This window comes from Oceaniserpentilla sp. 4NH20-0058, assembly GCF_040371755.1.
Classification (GTDB): Bacteria; Pseudomonadota; Gammaproteobacteria; order Pseudomonadales; family Oceanobacteraceae; genus Bermanella.
In genome coordinates, this window is record NZ_BAABWE010000003.1 from 218,577 (window position 1) to 233,621 (window position 15,045).

The 15,045-nt window shown below is 43.0% G+C and carries 16 protein-coding genes; 8 read left to right on the forward strand and 8 right to left on the reverse strand.

Annotated elements, in window-relative coordinates:
* The first annotated feature begins 2 nt into the window (after positions 1-2).
* Complete coding sequence (locus tag ABWV45_RS06235; protein ID WP_353349779.1) at positions 3-647, forward strand: vWA domain-containing protein; 645 nt, start codon at positions 3-5, stop codon at positions 645-647.
* Between the two features lie 34 nt (positions 648-681).
* On the opposite strand, the gene fabR is transcribed toward ABWV45_RS06235, so the two are convergent.
* A complete protein-coding gene (gene fabR, locus ABWV45_RS06240) occupies positions 682-1,320 on the reverse strand; it encodes an HTH-type transcriptional repressor FabR (protein ID WP_353349780.1) in 639 nt (212 codons plus the stop codon).
* Between the two features lie 134 nt (positions 1,321-1,454).
* On the opposite strand from fabR, the gene trmJ reads away from it, so the two are divergent.
* From trmJ to ABWV45_RS06275, 7 genes are all read left to right on the forward strand, one after another.
* Positions 1,455-2,186 (forward strand): tRNA (cytosine(32)/uridine(32)-2'-O)-methyltransferase TrmJ, encoded by a 732-nt coding sequence (gene trmJ, locus ABWV45_RS06245; protein ID WP_353349782.1) that lies wholly within the window; start codon positions 1,455-1,457, stop codon positions 2,184-2,186.
* Positions 2,187-2,197: 11 nt separating this feature from the next.
* Entirely contained in the window at positions 2,198-3,334 is a 1,137-nt protein-coding gene (gene dapE, locus ABWV45_RS06250; protein ID WP_353349784.1) for a succinyl-diaminopimelate desuccinylase, read from the forward strand.
* A gap of 14 nt (positions 3,335-3,348) precedes the next feature.
* Positions 3,349-4,224, forward strand: a complete 876-nt coding sequence (locus ABWV45_RS06255) for a putative RNA methyltransferase (RefSeq protein ID WP_353349786.1) — start codon at positions 3,349-3,351, stop codon at positions 4,222-4,224.
* Positions 4,225-4,251: 27 nt separating this feature from the next.
* The gene (locus ABWV45_RS06260) at positions 4,252-4,542 is read left to right on the forward strand and encodes a hypothetical protein (protein WP_353349787.1); all 291 of its coding nucleotides are present in this window, start codon (positions 4,252-4,254) and stop codon (positions 4,540-4,542) included.
* A 24-nt stretch (positions 4,543-4,566) separates the two neighbouring features.
* Entirely contained in the window at positions 4,567-4,947 is a 381-nt protein-coding gene (locus ABWV45_RS06265) for a hypothetical protein (RefSeq protein ID WP_353349789.1), read from the forward strand.
* Positions 4,948-5,099: 152 nt separating this feature from the next.
* Positions 5,100-6,035 carry an SPFH domain-containing protein gene (locus tag ABWV45_RS06270; RefSeq protein ID WP_353349791.1) on the forward strand — a complete coding sequence of 312 codons (936 nt, stop codon included), beginning with the start codon at positions 5,100-5,102 and terminating at the stop codon, positions 6,033-6,035.
* Positions 6,036-6,037: 2 nt separating this feature from the next.
* On the forward strand, positions 6,038-6,490 hold the full coding sequence (locus ABWV45_RS06275) for an NfeD family protein (RefSeq protein ID WP_353349793.1): 453 nt from the start codon (positions 6,038-6,040) through the stop codon (positions 6,488-6,490).
* Positions 6,491-6,576: 86 nt separating this feature from the next.
* On the opposite strand, the gene ABWV45_RS06280 is transcribed toward ABWV45_RS06275, so the two are convergent.
* The 7 genes from ABWV45_RS06280 to ABWV45_RS06310 all read right to left on the reverse strand — a co-directional run bounded on the left by ABWV45_RS06280 (position 6,577) and on the right by ABWV45_RS06310 (position 15,021).
* On the reverse strand, positions 6,577-7,695 hold the full coding sequence (locus ABWV45_RS06280) for a DNA alkylation repair protein (protein ID WP_353349795.1): 1,119 nt from the start codon (positions 7,693-7,695) through the stop codon (positions 6,577-6,579).
* Positions 7,696-8,085: 390 nt separating this feature from the next.
* The gene (locus tag ABWV45_RS06285; RefSeq protein WP_353349797.1) at positions 8,086-8,319 is read right to left on the reverse strand and encodes a hypothetical protein; all 234 of its coding nucleotides are present in this window, start codon (positions 8,317-8,319) and stop codon (positions 8,086-8,088) included.
* A gap of 24 nt (positions 8,320-8,343) precedes the next feature.
* Positions 8,344-8,913: a nucleotidyltransferase domain-containing protein gene (locus ABWV45_RS06290; RefSeq protein WP_353349799.1), complete on the reverse strand. Its 570-nt coding sequence runs from the start codon at positions 8,911-8,913 to the stop codon at positions 8,344-8,346.
* Between the two features lie 578 nt (positions 8,914-9,491).
* Positions 9,492-11,072, reverse strand: coding sequence for a DNA cytosine methyltransferase (locus ABWV45_RS06295; protein ID WP_353349801.1), 1,581 nt, complete (start codon positions 11,070-11,072; stop codon positions 9,492-9,494).
* Between the two features lie 84 nt (positions 11,073-11,156).
* Positions 11,157-12,344: an MvaI/BcnI family restriction endonuclease gene (locus tag ABWV45_RS06300; protein WP_353349803.1), complete on the reverse strand. Its 1,188-nt coding sequence runs from the start codon at positions 12,342-12,344 to the stop codon at positions 11,157-11,159.
* A 95-nt stretch (positions 12,345-12,439) separates the two neighbouring features.
* A complete protein-coding gene (locus ABWV45_RS06305; protein ID WP_353349805.1) occupies positions 12,440-14,638 on the reverse strand; it encodes a DNA/RNA helicase domain-containing protein in 2,199 nt (732 codons plus the stop codon).
* The gene (locus tag ABWV45_RS06310; RefSeq protein WP_353349807.1) at positions 14,635-15,021 is read right to left on the reverse strand and encodes a nucleotide pyrophosphohydrolase; all 387 of its coding nucleotides are present in this window, start codon (positions 15,019-15,021) and stop codon (positions 14,635-14,637) included. The genes ABWV45_RS06305 and ABWV45_RS06310 overlap by 4 nt, the downstream gene beginning before the upstream one ends.
* Positions 15,022-15,045: the final 24 nt, after the last annotated feature.

The following is a 15,045-nucleotide window of genomic DNA, read 5'->3' on the forward strand; positions in this document are numbered from 1 at the left end:
ACATGAAAACTGCTCAATTTTTTATTGTATTACTCAGTGCCTTACTATTATTTGGCTGCACCAATAAAAAACCCACTACAGGTTTATATTTATTGTTAGACACATCGGGCACATACACACAGGAGTTAAAAAAAGCACAACAAATTATTAATTATTATTTAGCTCAACTAAATCCGGGAGACAGTTTTGCGGTTGCCAGAATAGACAGTGGTAGCTTTTCAGAATCTGACATCATCGCCAAAGTTACATTCGATCACCGCCCAAGTCGTGCCAACGAGCAAAAACGCGTATTCAGTGCCACCATATCAACATTCATAGACACCGTAAAAAGCAGTGCCTATACCGACATCAGTGGCGGTTTATTATTAGCCAAAGAATATCTAGCAGAAACAGGTGCCGATAAAAAAGTGATTTTAGTATTCTCTGACATGCAAGAAGAATTACCCAAAGGCTATAACCGCGACTTTGAATTAAACTTACCTAACTATGAAGTCATTGCCATTAACGTCACTAAATTGCGTAGTGATAATCAAGACCCAACTCAATACATGAAACGTCTAAAAGACTGGCAACTAAAAGTCGAAAAAAGTGGAGGCAAATGGCGCATGATTAATGACTTAGAACGGGAACAGTCCTTAGCGCTTTAATCTTTCTTAAAGAGGGCCTTACGCCCCTTTGCAGTTAAGATTTTTTAGCGCGCGCCTTAGGGTTACGCTTTAAATACACGGCATGGCTACCCGCCAGCACAATGCGTAATTCAATATTAAGCTTGCGCACAAGGGTGCGACGCTGGGTGTCATTCATATCCAACGCCATAACCCCTTGGCTGAAAACCAACATCACCATCATCTCGGCAATTTCAGGAATATTCGCTAAAGGCTGACGTTTCATTTGTTCAGCTGAACTTAAGTCATCAGCTAACTCTTCGGCAAAACGGCGGGTTTCACGGGCAATAGATTCACGGAATTGCTTAGGGCCAGAGGCCACATCACTGTTAATTAAGCGAATTAAATTTGGGTAGTTTTCAACAAATTCCATGAAAGTATCAATGGACGTACTCACCACTGAACCTTTCACTTTTACACGCTGGCGGGCTTGACGCATCATTTGGCGTAAGATCAGACTAACTTGGTCAACCAGTGCAAGGCCCAAATCTTCCATATCCACAAAATGCCGATAAAACGTTGCCGGAGCAATACCAGCGCAGCGAGTCACTTCACGCAGACTCAACGCAGGGAAGCCTTTATCTTTACTCAACTCTAAAGCAGCATCAATAATGGATTGACGAGTTCTTAATTTTTGTTCAGCACGAGTGCTCATGTAGATAGCCTTACTTAATATCCAGCCATTGTAACCGTATCCCCATAAAGCGCAAAAACTAGATGATTCATCATCTATAGAGCCACATGCCACCATATGGTAAGATGCGCCCCTTTATTTACTGGCCGCAACACATGTTAAATCCCCTATCCAATATCCGCATCGTTATGGTGAACACCTTTCACCCTGGGAATATTGGTGCTGCCGCCAGAGCCATTAAAACCATGGGGCTGAACGATTTAGTATTAGTCTCACCGGTTGATTTCCCCAATGATCATGCAACCTCCATGGCTGCAGGTGCCACAGACGTTCTAGAAAACGCCAAGGTCGTCGAAACCCTAGAGCAAGCCATAGAAGACTGCCAACTGGTCATCGCCACCAGCGCTCGCTCAAGAAGCCATCCTTGGCCTATAAAAGAAGCCCGCGAAATGGCCCCTCAAATTATGGAAGAGGCCAGCCAAGGCAAAGTGGCCATACTATTTGGCCCAGAACGAATGGGCCTACATAACGAACACCTACGCCAAGCCCATTTCCACATGGATATTCCCGGCAACCCAGAATACCCAGTATTAAACGTATCTGCAGCGGTGCAGTTAGTCTGCTATGAATGTTTTATGAGCAATCGTCAAACCTACACCAAGCATGACAAAGCATACCCACAAGTAAATGAACTTAATGGCTTTTATGCGCACCTAGAATCCACACTCAACGATGCTGGCTTTTTGAATAAAGCCCACCCAGGACAAGCCATGCTACGCTTAAAACGTTTATTTAATCGTGCTCGTCCTGAAAAAATCGAACTCAACATGTTGCGCGGTATTTTAAGCAGCGTAGACACCCTGATAAAAAAATTAGAATCGAAATAAAAGAGAGCACCATGAGCGATACACGCACACTGGAATTAAGCAAAGCACTCATCGCACAACCTTCTGTGACCCCAGAAGACGCCGAATGCCAACAAATGATGGAAGACATATTGGCACCTTTGGGCTTTACCTGCGAAACCATGCAATTTGAAGAAGTAAAAAATCTATGGGCACGCAAAGGCAATGAAAAACCCCTAGTGTGTTTTGCTGGCCATACCGATGTAGTACCAACTGGACCACACGAAGGTTGGACATACCCACCTTTCGAGCCAACTATTGTAGATGGCATGTTGTATGGCCGAGGTGCTGCGGACATGAAGGGCTCCATCGCTGCATTTTTGGCCGCCACCGAGCGCTTTGTTAAAAATCACCCAAACCATAAAGGCTCTATTGCCTATTTGATCACGGCTGATGAAGAAGGCCCTGCGGACAACGGCACCGTTAAAGTTATCGAAACCCTAGAAGCGCGCAACGAAAAAATCGACATGTGTATCGTGGGCGAACCATCCAGCACCAAACACTGTGGCGACGTGATCAAAAATGGTCGTCGTGGCTCATTAGGCGCATGGATGACAGTAAAAGGCGTACAAGGCCATGTGGCCTACCCTCACCTTGCGAAAAACCCAATTCATTTAGTGGCCCCTGCCCTTGCTGAAATGTCCGCTGAAAAATGGGACGAAGGCAACGAGTTTTTCCCTGCTACCAGTTTTCAAATCAGCAACATGAACAGCGGCACCGGAGCCACTAACGTAATTCCGGGCACCGTTGAGTTGATCTTTAACTTCCGTTTTTCAACGGAGCTTACGCAAGAAGAATTAAAACGCCGCACCCATGAGATTATGGATAAACACGGTTTTGACTATGAAATCGAATGGAAACTCAGTGGCCATCCGTTTTTAACCGACCACGGCTCATTAGTGGATGCCGCAGTGGATGCCATCAAAGAAGTGGCTAACATCGACACAGAGCTTTCTACTTCTGGCGGCACCAGTGATGGACGTTTCATTGCCCCAACCGGAGCACAAGTGGTTGAGCTTGGGCCAATCAATGCCACCATTCACCAAGTAAACGAGCACATCAGTGTGGCCGACTTAGATATTTTAAGCGCCATTTACGAACGTACTCTTGAAAAACTGTTGTTGGATTAGAAACCAAAATTTTTATGTTAACGTGCCCAGTTTGCCAAAGCCCCCTTGCGCGCCAAGACCGTCAGTTACGCTGTGATAATAATCACAGCTATGACCAAGCCAAGCAGGGCTATTTTAACCTATTACTTAATACCGCCAAAAAATCTAAGCAACCGGGCGACAACGCCGCCATGGTGCAAGCGCGCAGTGCGTTCTTAAATGCCGGTCACTACCAAAGCATTTCAGACACCATTAACCAGTTGGCCATTGACCAGCTTCTGCAAAACCAAACCGAAAACGTAAACGTGCTCGACCTTGGTTGCGGTGAAGGTTACTACAGCGATCGCCTAAACCTAGCATTGAATGATCACCAAATTCAGCACGAATTTTATGGCTTAGATATTTCAAAAGACGCGGTGAAATCCGCCACTAAACGCAGCAAGGCCATTCACTGGTTAGTAGCCAATGCCAACCAAGCACCGTTTGCAAAAAACAGCATGGCGCTGATTTTAAATGTATTTAACCGCATCATGCCCAATGCACTTGCAAACTTATGCCACCCTAAAGGTCGCGTACTTATCGCCAGTGCCGGTGCTTACCATTTGCAGCAGTTAAAAGAAGCCATATACGAAAACCCAAGGTTTGTAGAATTCGACGCCATCAGCACGATGGCCGAATACTTTGAACACGAGCATCGCCAAACCCTAGACTTCACCATTAAGCTCGACCCAAACAGCACTGAACACCTAATTGGAATGACACCACACGCTTGGCGCAGTGCACCTAACGTCCAACAAGGATTATTATCTCAACAGCAGCTAGAATTAAGAGTACAAATTAATTTAGACAGCTTTACACTTAAACCAAGTGCCCTGACAGCAGTAGATGAAGAGGCCAGCGAAAGCGAATAAAACAAATTTTTGAGGCTAAGTAGCAATATGAAAATAGTGATCAGGCTAGGGAACCTTGCCCAAAACTATCAGCGCTGTTTTGCCATATTTGGTGCAGGCCTTGGCCTATTTATGATTGGTTTGACGCTGTTTTACTTAAGTGCCAAACACTACGACGCTCAACCTTTATTAGCCGAGCTACTCACCCTCGTTGCACTAGCATTATTTGCCTTAGGGGTAATCACAGCCCTAGTAGGTTACTTAAGTTTGACTTACTATCGCTGGTATCATTTTTTTAAAAAACGCAGCAACACCAAGCTCGAATCCGAACAAGATTAAACCGCTGCTCACTAAGGTTAATGAATGCGCTACCCTGACATCGAAATTTACGCCAAAGACGTCACCTTCAAACAAATTGACGACTGGCTAAAACAACACTTTAAACACGTAGAGCGCACCCACACTGAAAGCAAAAAAAGTGAAGCCCGTAGTCACTGGCAAGCAGATGGCAGCGAAATCATCGCCTTTGGCAATGCCATCGGTAAATACTCTAGTATTTGGTTTAAACAAAATAACAGCCCATGGGACACCGACCTAGACTGCGCAAAAATTGCCTGTAAAGAGCTCAACACCCAAATTCGTTGTTCCAACAGCAGTTGGGAAGAAGGCCAAGGGCCAGAAAGCCAATGGTGGCGTGTAGTAGAAGGGGAAGAAAACATGCTTATCGAATGGCCCGAAAGCTAATATCCCACACTTTTTTGTCATGACAAGGGCCATATGGCCCTTGCTTTGTATCTGCCCCAGTAAATATCAAAAACGTGCTTTCTTACCTGTGCCTATAACCATAAAGCCATTACAATGATGTCGGGTTAATAAAACTAAGAAAAGGACATCCCATGATCACCATGAGTACCATCGTCGCGGCCATTGCATTTATATTTGTACTGGTTGTATTAAAAAAGACCATCGTCTTTGTACCTCAAAACCGCGCTTGGCTGATTGAACGCTTCGGTAAGTACCACAGCACCAAAGTGGCTGGCTTAAACTTCATCATGCCATTCATTGACCGTATCGCCGCTGATCGCAGCTTAAAAGAACAAGCTCAAGACGTACCAAGCCAATCGGTAATCACCAAAGACAACATTTCATTAGTGGTAGACGGCGTACTGTATCTACGAGTACTTAACCCATACGACGCCACCTATGGCGTAGACGACTACACCTATGCCGTCACCCAGCTTGCCCAAACCACCATGCGTAGCGCCATCGGCAAACTAGAGCTAGACCGCACCTTTGAAGAACGTGAAGCCTTAAACGCCGACATCGTCGAGTCCATCAACCAAGCGGCCGAGCCTTGGGGCATTCAGCTTTTACGTTACGAAATTAAAGACATTGTGCCACCACAATCCATTTTAGAATCCATGGAAGCACAAATGAAAGCCGAGCGTGTAAAACGTGCACAAATATTAGAATCCGAAGGGGACAAACAATCGGCCATCAACGTAGCCGAAGGCCAAAAAGCCTCCATGGTATTAGCCGCAGAGGCCGACAAAGCCGAGCAAATTTTACGTGCAGAAGGTGAAGCGCAAGCAATATTAGCGGTAGCCGAAGCCCAAGCAAAAGCCCTAAAAACCGTGGGTGACGCAGCCAAAACCGAAGAAGGCCAAAAAGCTGTACAGCTTGACCTTGCTACCAAAGCCATCGAAGCACAAAAAGCCATTGCTAAAGAATCGTCTGTGATTCTTTTACCCAACGGCGACACCAGTGCTAGTTCGTTAGTGGCCTCCTCAATGGCCATTATCAACAAGATTAACGATCAACAAAAAGGCTAACCATGGACTACATTGCACAGCACCTATCAGAAAGTTTAATTATCGCCGGTATTGCCTTACTGATCATAGAGGTAGCCATATTAGGCTTTGCTACTTTTGTGTTATTTTTTATGGGCTGCTCGTTAATCTTAACTGGGGTGCTGATGTTATTAGGCGCACTGGACGCCACTTACCTCACCGCCTTTTGGAGCAACGCCATCGTAACTGGCATATTGGCCGCCCTACTGTGGCAACCACTTAAAAGAAGCCAACAAAACAGTGGCAAAGACAAAGAAACCGCCACCACCATTGAACATGAATTTGTACTAGAAAACGATGTAGACCATCAAGGACTCACTCAGCACAAATATTCCGGTATTCAATGGAAAGTGAAAAGCCAACAGCTCCTAACCAAAGGCACTATGGTAAAAGTAGTCAAAGCCGAAGTAGGTGCTTTATGGGTGGAAGCGGTTTAATTTTTTACGTTTTAAACATACTAATCTTGCATAAAACCCATCAAAAAACGGCCTAATGAGGCCGTTTTTGTTTTCTGTTGCCCAAGCTACACCTGAAGAAAAAACGATGCCTGTGCCACTGGCTGACCATTAATCAGCACCTCAAGCATTTGCGTACCACTGTAATACTTACGGGTAGTAATGGCTTTAATGGCGTGTTTCTTTTGCAAGTTTACCGACTGCCCCGCCGATAAATTAAGGGTTTTCCATTTAAACACCTTGGGCGAAGTACTGCCGTTGGCCTTCATAAAATGCAAAGCAAAATCCACCACCAAAGACTGAGGCTCAGTACCTGCCGACATAAGCGATAACTCAAACTCTAACGAATCCCCTAACACTAAATTGTCAGCTGCTAGTTTTAACTCAAGGTTTTTAACTTGCACCTCTTTAGTATGCCCTAACAACTCAAACACCTCAGGGTGACCCGCCTTCACTAAGGTACGGGTAGCGTGTTTGATCACCCACTTTACATGCTCATTACTGTTGGGATACCACGCCTTGCAATGATCTAACACCAATTGCGGGTGGTCTTTACTGATGTCGTTTAAATGATTGGCCACCGAGCGGCGCACATACAAGCTGGCGTCGTCTTTTAAAACCTCTAACCAAGGTAAATTATCAGTCGGGTCTTTTACATAGGGTTTTAACTGAATACCCCACGGCAAACGGGGCCTTGTACCCTCTGATACCAAACGGCGCACGTGTTCGCTTTCGTCTTGTACCCAAGCTTCAAAATGTGCATGGCACAACTCTGGGTGGGCCAACAAAAACGGGCGAATGGCAAATTCCGCTGAAAACATGTGGGTTAATTCACGCAGTGCAGGCAGCGCCAATTGTGGGTGATCCACCCCATGCTCAGCGATATAATCGATAATGGGCCAAGCGGCAAACCCACGCAGCGGGTCGTCAGGGTCACCCGCGTCCCACACACAGGGCAACTGCAACAAACATTCAACTGCTTGCTCAAACCCCGCCGGTAAAAACTCATGCAATACCTTAATAAGGTGCTGCACCCGTTGTTTTAATTCTAATGACTCAAGTGGGCCTGTGGCCGCTTGAATAAAGGCCGCCTCATCAAATGATTTTTCTAACGCCGCTGTTTTTGCAAGCGCATCACTTATGCGCTTAACCGCAGGCAGACCAAGGCCGTTTTTCATCAGTTCCATAATGGGGTTCTGCTAAATAAGGTGAACAAAGAATAACAGGTTTTGCTTACTGGGGATGGGCATGAGCCAATTAACCAGTGCTATTCGGCTCACTATATGAGCCGAATAAACTAAATAATCGGCTCATTTATAAAATAGCTCGTCATGCTTGGCTATAAGCTCGCCATAAAGGAGCACCTTACTTACTTACTTACTTATATTTTATTATGACTCAATGGGTGGCAGTGCTTTTACTAAATCTAAAATTTCTTTGCTGATGGTGATTAACTCTTTGAGCAGTTGAGGGTTCACATCCAAATGACCTTCATACTCTGCCAAGTTTCTGGCCTTATGACATTGATCCAATACCCGCCACTTTGCTTTATCTAATTGCAACGTATGCTCTAAACACTAAAACACTAAAAAACGACTATCGCTTCGATAACCATGCCAGCATAAAGCAGCTAATGAAAGGGCATGAGCTGCTCCATACGCTAACGAAAACTGACTGTCTTCGCTCAATCCTTGAATCAAAGCATCGTTCAGCTTAATTTCGCCCGCACGGCACATGCCCGCGAACTCTTGAGCATCAGGGGGCTCAGGTTTTAATTGTTGTATTTTGACTAAGTTATCCAACGCTTGCATGGGCATCCTGCCTATTCGTTAGCTTTATGTTAATAAATCAACTTGGGGTTGTGCCATCACTTTACTTACAAAGCTCTGGCCATCTTGTAAACGCTGAGCCAGTTCTTGTGGTGAGTAAATCGTTGGATTCACTGGCCGTTGCAATTGCGTTTCAGCTGACGCTAGTAAAGTCATGATCTCGGTGTAGCTTAAATCATTCCCGACCAACATTACATCCACATCACTCCCTACGTGTTCTTCACCTTTAGCGATGGAGCCATAAATAAAGGCAAGCTCTAGCTGAGGTAATACAGACGCTAGCGCACCCTGTAACACCCCTTTTACACCAAAGGTCTTTTTAACAATAGAAACAAGCTCGGTAAAAATAGGGTTAACTTCATTGGCTTGATAATGGATCTGGTTACCCTGCTTACTCACCACTAACAATCCAGCTGCGACCAAATTACTTAATTCACGACTGATGGCACCTCTGCCCATACCTGCAATGCGCACGACTTCATTTAAATAAAAGCTTTTCTCTGGCTGACCAAATAATAAAGCCAGCACTTTTTGCTGCGCCTTGGTGAACAAGGCGTCTCCAATGTTTGTATTCATGGCACTCAAACTATAGGACCCAAATTGGGTCTTGTCGAGTTTATTTTCACAGCCACATAGATTTTTTTGTACTCAGGCTTCAAAAAAACATGATCAACATCATCCAACCCAAGGTTGTTATTTGTTTAGGGTTAGACACTTTTAATACAGGACAGCTTGGTAAGAATAATCGGAATCGACGTCGGATTGATCGGGTGAATGGGGGTTGGGCGAGGTCAGTGGAATATGTTTAATAAAATTAATTTTAGAATGTTCAATATTTCAAGTACTCCGACCCCTTGATTCGCCTTGATTCGGGCAAGCCGTGATCATGACTAAGAGGCAGGCCTCTTCAATATTAGTTGCACTCACTAAGTGAGTGATCAGCCGAAGCTAACACACTCTAAGACAAAACTGTTAAATAATAAGAGTCCAAAGGTGTCTAAAGTACATTCGTTCAACACCCCTAACGGGGCAAGCCGTTTTCACGACTAAGAGACAAGCTCTTCAGTATTAGTTGCACTCACAATATGAGTGGTCAGCCGAAACTGGCACACCCTTGGACAAAACTAGATTAAACCGCTAACACGAATTATTCATTATTTAGCGCTTAATAATTTTCTAATTACATCACCCAAAGCAACCCCTAACAACGGCGGAACTGCATTTCCTACTTGAGTATATTGAGGAACTTCGAATCTCCTCATTTGCCCCCCTGTCGTAATCTTTGACCTAAAAACAAAGTCGTCAGGAAAGGACTGGATTCTGGCCATCTCTCTAACAGTTAAGGTTCTTAATTCATGATAATCATAGTGGCAAGCATCATCAGGGATGGATAACGCAGCAGGTGCTGGCTCTTTCGCTATAAGCGCCTTCTGTGTTTGTTTTTTAGTAGGGTGATTTTGAAGGTATTTGACAAATTCTATTTTCTGATCAAATCTAAAATCATTACCATCTTCATTTAAATATTCATATTTGGAAAAACTTGACCAAGCTTGATCAGTTAATCTAGCTGACTCACCTTTTAATATACTAAAAATTTCTTTAGCAAAAGGCTTGCCCACATCTTGCATTATTTGGTAAAGCCTAAAGCGCCTTTGAACCAAGGGACTATTACTTCTTAATTCATGATTATTCAGTTCTTTCGTTTCATCTAATAATTTATTAAAAGTTGAATTAAGGTCTCGAACATATTTTGATGACTTAGATGGATTATTTATTTTAAGGTCATCGAGCGCATGTTCAACAGACACTTGATCTGACTCTTCGTACTCAACCAAGTGTGATAAAAACGTTTCTTTAAATATAGTCCTACCTTCCGCCTTATTCGCATCAAAATAATTAAACCCGCACTCTCCCAATTCAGGTTCTTCACCTTTCTTGATTGCCTTATATAAAGCTATTGATTCTTTAAATAACTCTTTTTCACTTTCATTAAATCCTTTGGACAGTTTACTGATTATATTATGACGCACTGCAATCATAATAAATCTAGGGCGATTCTGGGGTACTCCAACTAATCTCGCATTAATATGCAAACACAATGGCACATATCCTTTACCAGCAAATGTCTTAGCCACTTCAAACCATGCATGGTAACTCACCCCATCTTCCTTAAAGGGCCTGAGAATTCCTGTTACATTTTCCAGCAATGCAAATTTTGGGTTTAATATCTCTACAAAATTTGCAAACTCCCAAGGAAGGCTATTTTTATCACAATCTTTTTTTCGCATTCCTGCCAGACTAAAGCTCTGACAAGGGGGGCCACCAGATATAAGATCAAGTCCCCAAGCACCAAACCCTGATTTAAGTGCTTTTACATATTTAGGGTTTTCACTTAGAAATTCATTTAACTGAATTAAGTTCCCAACAACCATTTTACCTTTAACATCGTTAGGGTCTTTGGGAAGGTCGCACACCCCTTGACCTAAAGAAGGGTAGCTAAAGGGGTTTTCCCTTAACCTGCTTTTTAGATCGATAAATTGGCTGCTCAGCCACAGCGTATTTTCCGCTTTACCATTCGTATCAGCTAGTCCTCTCAAATCCTCATGGCAATGATTATATGCAAAAGTCTCAGCTGCCATTGGGGATAGCTCATTGGCCATTAAAAGATCAAAGCCGGCTTTTTCAAGCCCCAGTGACAATCCCCCGCAGCCCGCAAATAGTTCGATGTAATTCATATGTTGTTCATTAGGTGTATTTATCAATTTACACATTATAACCTTGCTGGCGAATAAGTCCAGGTATTCCCAATATATTTCAGACTATTCTGTTAGGTCATAAATTAGTGGCTTAGGGAATAATGATTCGATGCTATTTGCTTTTAATTTGAAGAGGTAGCCGTGATCTCTCGCCTTCCCGCTTTCCTTCAGATGAAGCGTATAATCCATAGTTATCAACCCTGTTTCTAACAAGGTCTCTAGCTTGTCTATATATGGGTTGCTAGTGTGCTCAACCTCGACATAATGGAAAGCCTCATTATGTCTGTCGTTATTATGTAAAGCCTTGACCCAAAACGTCTCACTATGTTTTTTCTGCAAGGCCTTCCTAAGATCGCCTACCAACCAAGTCATATCATGCTTAGGGTTAAAATCACTAATGTTCGTATCAGTGAACATTTGTCGTAAATAGTTATTCGTATAATCGATATCTAGATAGAGACCCAGCGAATTAGGCTTTTCTCCGCTAACAGTATGTCTTAAGGCATATTGATCATCTTGATCAACGTACCCCCTAGTCATGACTAAGTTTTCAGCACTTCCTACAGGAGAAAGCTTCCAGTTAGGGGTTTTAGAGAACAGTTGATTTTTGTTTTTTCTTCTAGCACCCTTTTTAACTCTTGATGCTTTTAACTCAATGCCATGATAATCAGGCGCTCTATTCGAGTTGGCCTCTATACCTAATAACGTTTCTAGGGTCATACCAACACCTGTATCCCCTTGACGCATTGAGGGTATCATCCCTCTTTGTGATATAGCTTTTAATTTAAGCAGAAGCTCTGATGCGGTACTACTAATTGAAGAGACAGGCTTAGGAATCACATGATCTAAGGCTCTGGTTAAATCACTATTATTGGAACAATTAACAGCATACAATTCTCCTGCTGTATATATTAAAGCAATTAAGTTCCAGGGATTTGCTAATTTCTTCAAGCCATAAATCCAAATCCTTGGGTCACCTTCTTTAGTTTCTGGGCGGTAAAGTGATACTTTTCTTACATAGACTTCACCAGCAGTAATGAAGTTTACGTTTAAATATTCCTTGGGACCCTGTGGCTGCGTTTCATAATCATGAATATTATTTCTTTTCAAAAAAGAACGAACTGAGCCATGTGCATCCATTATGGATTTCCCCATAGCTGTTTCTGTTGGAACTAGAAAGGCCACATCAAAACCTTGGTTTAAAATTAATGTGGATACCGCTTCTATATTTGTATCAGATTGATTTAACACTACAGACTTCCCTAACCATAAAAATCAAAATTATTCACAACACGATTGATCAGTGTTTCATTACAAAAAGTGCTTATCACGCAGGTCTACATAAGCTAAATCACAGATAAAAACTCACCAACCACAACCAGTTCCCCTCCACCATCCTCAATAACAATCGGCGAATACCCATCAGCATTGGTTTCTGGCTTAAGCACAATGCGCTGATTCACCAGCACACCATCTTCTTCTATTTTTTCACTGCTATACATTTTGACTGTGTAGGTACCACCATGGTCTGGGTCTTCAATATTACGGTGTTGCACTAGTACTATTTTGCCATTGCGGCTGCCGCCGGGGTTGGCCTTAAATAAACACAATGATCCGTCTGGTATGATTTTATTCATGGATTCACCTACCACATAACAGGCAAATAAATCCTGTGATGGCTGCTGCCCTTCTAGAAGGGCTATCCATTCAATATCCTCAATACTTTGCTGTTCGCTAAAGCCACCCGCCGCCGCTTTAAAGTCGTACAAAGGGATAGCATTCACAAAAGGCTTAACTAGCTCTATGGGCATAATCTCTGGCGTAACCCGTTCTTGTGGTTTTGCCTGTTCAACCACTTTGATATGCTGCGATAGGTAGTGGCGTAGCTCAGGGTCACAGGCATATAGGTACGTGCCACGAATGCCGCGCAATAAAATGGTTTTGTAAATATTAATGATGTAGCTTTTTAGTTCAGCTGGGTCTTTTATGGATTGCTTGCCGTTTTTATCAAAATAGTTTTTTTCAATAATAACGATTTCTTTTTTGATTGGGTCAAATGAGATTTCTGGGCCCAGTATTACCCCAGTGTAATTTAGATCATAGCCTTGGGTGGTATGTATGCAGCCTACTTCGTTTTGTGCATCTTTTTTGTTTATCCAATCTGTTGCGGTGGAGTTCCACTGTAGGCTGATATCTCCAATATTAATGTCATAAACCGTTTTGTCGTTTTTAGATGCCCACGGCCAAGCAAAACCCGCTACTAATCTAGACAAGCCATACTGTCTTTCACACTGCTGCATGGCGGTGATCATATCAGGTAGTGATTCGTAGAGTGTTAGCTCGTATTTTTTGTGGTTAAAAACCGTGCCTGCCTTTAAGTTGACATTAAGTAGGTTGTTTACAAAATCAGAGTACTGGTTACCACCACGGGATCGAAACTGGGATTTAAGTTCGGTTATCTTGGTTTGTGGGCTGCGTTTAAGTTTATAAAAGTCTTCGTGTTTGGCATCCGATGGCTTGATAGATTGCATTTCATCATAAAACAATACTTGCTTGTGTGACTGCAAAAGCACCCAGTCTAATTCGCTGCAGGTATGTTTATCTAAACCTAGTGATTCACAGGTTTTATCAAAACCTCCAAAATACGCCCCTAAATTTACTCGCCTTCTTAACCGGTGGGATTCATCCACCACAATTAAGTCCAGCTTTTCTTTTACGGCCTCAGAGGGTGACATGACCATTTTGGGGTTTAACCCCCGAATATTACGGAACGCTTTTTTTAAGGTACCGCGAAACGATGACATGGGAATAACTAAAGCAATCTTTGGGTTTGGGTACTGCTGTTTGAATCGGTCAACCAGTGATTTAAGAATGGACGTGCTGGAATCTTCTGTTTCATCGACATATATAGGCTCATCGGATAGCAATAGCTTAAATAGATAGATAGCCAGAATTGTTTTACCCGTACCCGCGCCCCCTTCTGCTATTACGGTATTGTGCTCAGTATCTAATAAGCATCTTAAAATATTGATCACCCCCTGCTCTTGTTCTAACGAGAGGGATTTATAAGGTGAATATTTAAAAATATCGGAGTTATTTAAAGCGGGCAGGGAATGTTTTGCTAACCCTTTTGCGCGCAGCTCATCCCATACACCTTCAAAGATATTTTCATAGACTTCTTTCTTTTGGTAATAATTATGGTTAGCGATGCCAAGATTACTGTTAAGCAAATCAAACTGCCCATCGGCTGCAAGGTAACGTATTAAACTTGACTCGATATCCAGCGCCGCTGACTTATTAAACTTTTCACTGCTAATGAGCTGCAATGTGTTTAATTCAGCTTTTACATCATTACTGAGGTGTGTGTTCATGCGTGAGGTGACATTAGTGCTTTCACCAATGTAAGCCTGCTTTTTCTTATTTTTACCACCGCTTAGTAGATAAACCACTGGCCATAGATTTTTGGCAAAGTGATTGCTTTGAAGGTCGCTAATACCCTTCTCACAAAAACTATATTTCTCTATTTTGAATTCGGGCTTGCTCACGGCTTATGGCCCTTTGCATCTATCTGCTTACTTTGCTCGTATTCGGTATACTTCTTTGCACTACCCTTCACCAAATCCGCCGGATATTTCGCAGCGTTTTTCACCATTTTTTGCTCAACCGCTTTTAACATGTCTACATCGAGCTTGGTGGCGAGGCGTAATAGATACACTTGTATGTCGGCCATTTCATCAATAACCGCTTGGCGCTGTTCTGGGGATAAGTTTTTCGATTGCTCTTCGGTGAGCCATTGGAAGCATTCAACTAATTCAGATGCTTCAACGCTTAATGCCATGGATAGGTTTTTGGGGGAATGGAACTGATCCCAATCGCGCTCGTCGGCGAAGGCTTGCAGTTTTGACTTTAATGCTTCTAGCTGATCCATGCTAACCTAAATTTTCTAATGATT

Excerpts from the sequence above, each read along its gene's own strand:
- ABWV45_RS06270 (WP_353349791.1), top strand. The coding sequence starts at position 5,100 with ATGATCACCATGAGTACCATCGTCGCGGCCATTGCATTTATATTTGTA.
- fabR (WP_353349780.1), bottom strand. The coding sequence starts at position 1,320 with ATGAGCACTCGTGCTGAACAAAAATTAAGAACTCGTCAATCCATTATT.
- ABWV45_RS06265 (WP_353349789.1), top strand. The coding sequence starts at position 4,567 with ATGCGCTACCCTGACATCGAAATTTACGCCAAAGACGTCACCTTCAAA.
- trmJ (WP_353349782.1), top strand. The coding sequence starts at position 1,455 with ATGTTAAATCCCCTATCCAATATCCGCATCGTTATGGTGAACACCTTT.
- dapE (WP_353349784.1), top strand. The coding sequence starts at position 2,198 with ATGAGCGATACACGCACACTGGAATTAAGCAAAGCACTCATCGCACAA.
- ABWV45_RS06280 (WP_353349795.1), bottom strand. The coding sequence starts at position 7,695 with ATGGAACTGATGAAAAACGGCCTTGGTCTGCCTGCGGTTAAGCGCATA.
- ABWV45_RS06260 (WP_353349787.1), top strand. The coding sequence starts at position 4,252 with ATGAAAATAGTGATCAGGCTAGGGAACCTTGCCCAAAACTATCAGCGC.
- ABWV45_RS06310 (WP_353349807.1), bottom strand. The coding sequence starts at position 15,021 with ATGGATCAGCTAGAAGCATTAAAGTCAAAACTGCAAGCCTTCGCCGAC.
- ABWV45_RS06235 (WP_353349779.1), top strand. The coding sequence starts at position 3 with ATGAAAACTGCTCAATTTTTTATTGTATTACTCAGTGCCTTACTATTA.
- ABWV45_RS06275 (WP_353349793.1), top strand. The coding sequence starts at position 6,038 with ATGGACTACATTGCACAGCACCTATCAGAAAGTTTAATTATCGCCGGT.
- ABWV45_RS06290 (WP_353349799.1), bottom strand. The coding sequence starts at position 8,913 with ATGAATACAAACATTGGAGACGCCTTGTTCACCAAGGCGCAGCAAAAA.
- ABWV45_RS06295 (WP_353349801.1), bottom strand. The coding sequence starts at position 11,072 with ATGAATTACATCGAACTATTTGCGGGCTGCGGGGGATTGTCACTGGGG.
- ABWV45_RS06255 (WP_353349786.1), top strand. The coding sequence starts at position 3,349 with ATGTTAACGTGCCCAGTTTGCCAAAGCCCCCTTGCGCGCCAAGACCGT.
- ABWV45_RS06285 (WP_353349797.1), bottom strand. The coding sequence starts at position 8,319 with ATGCAAGCGTTGGATAACTTAGTCAAAATACAACAATTAAAACCTGAG.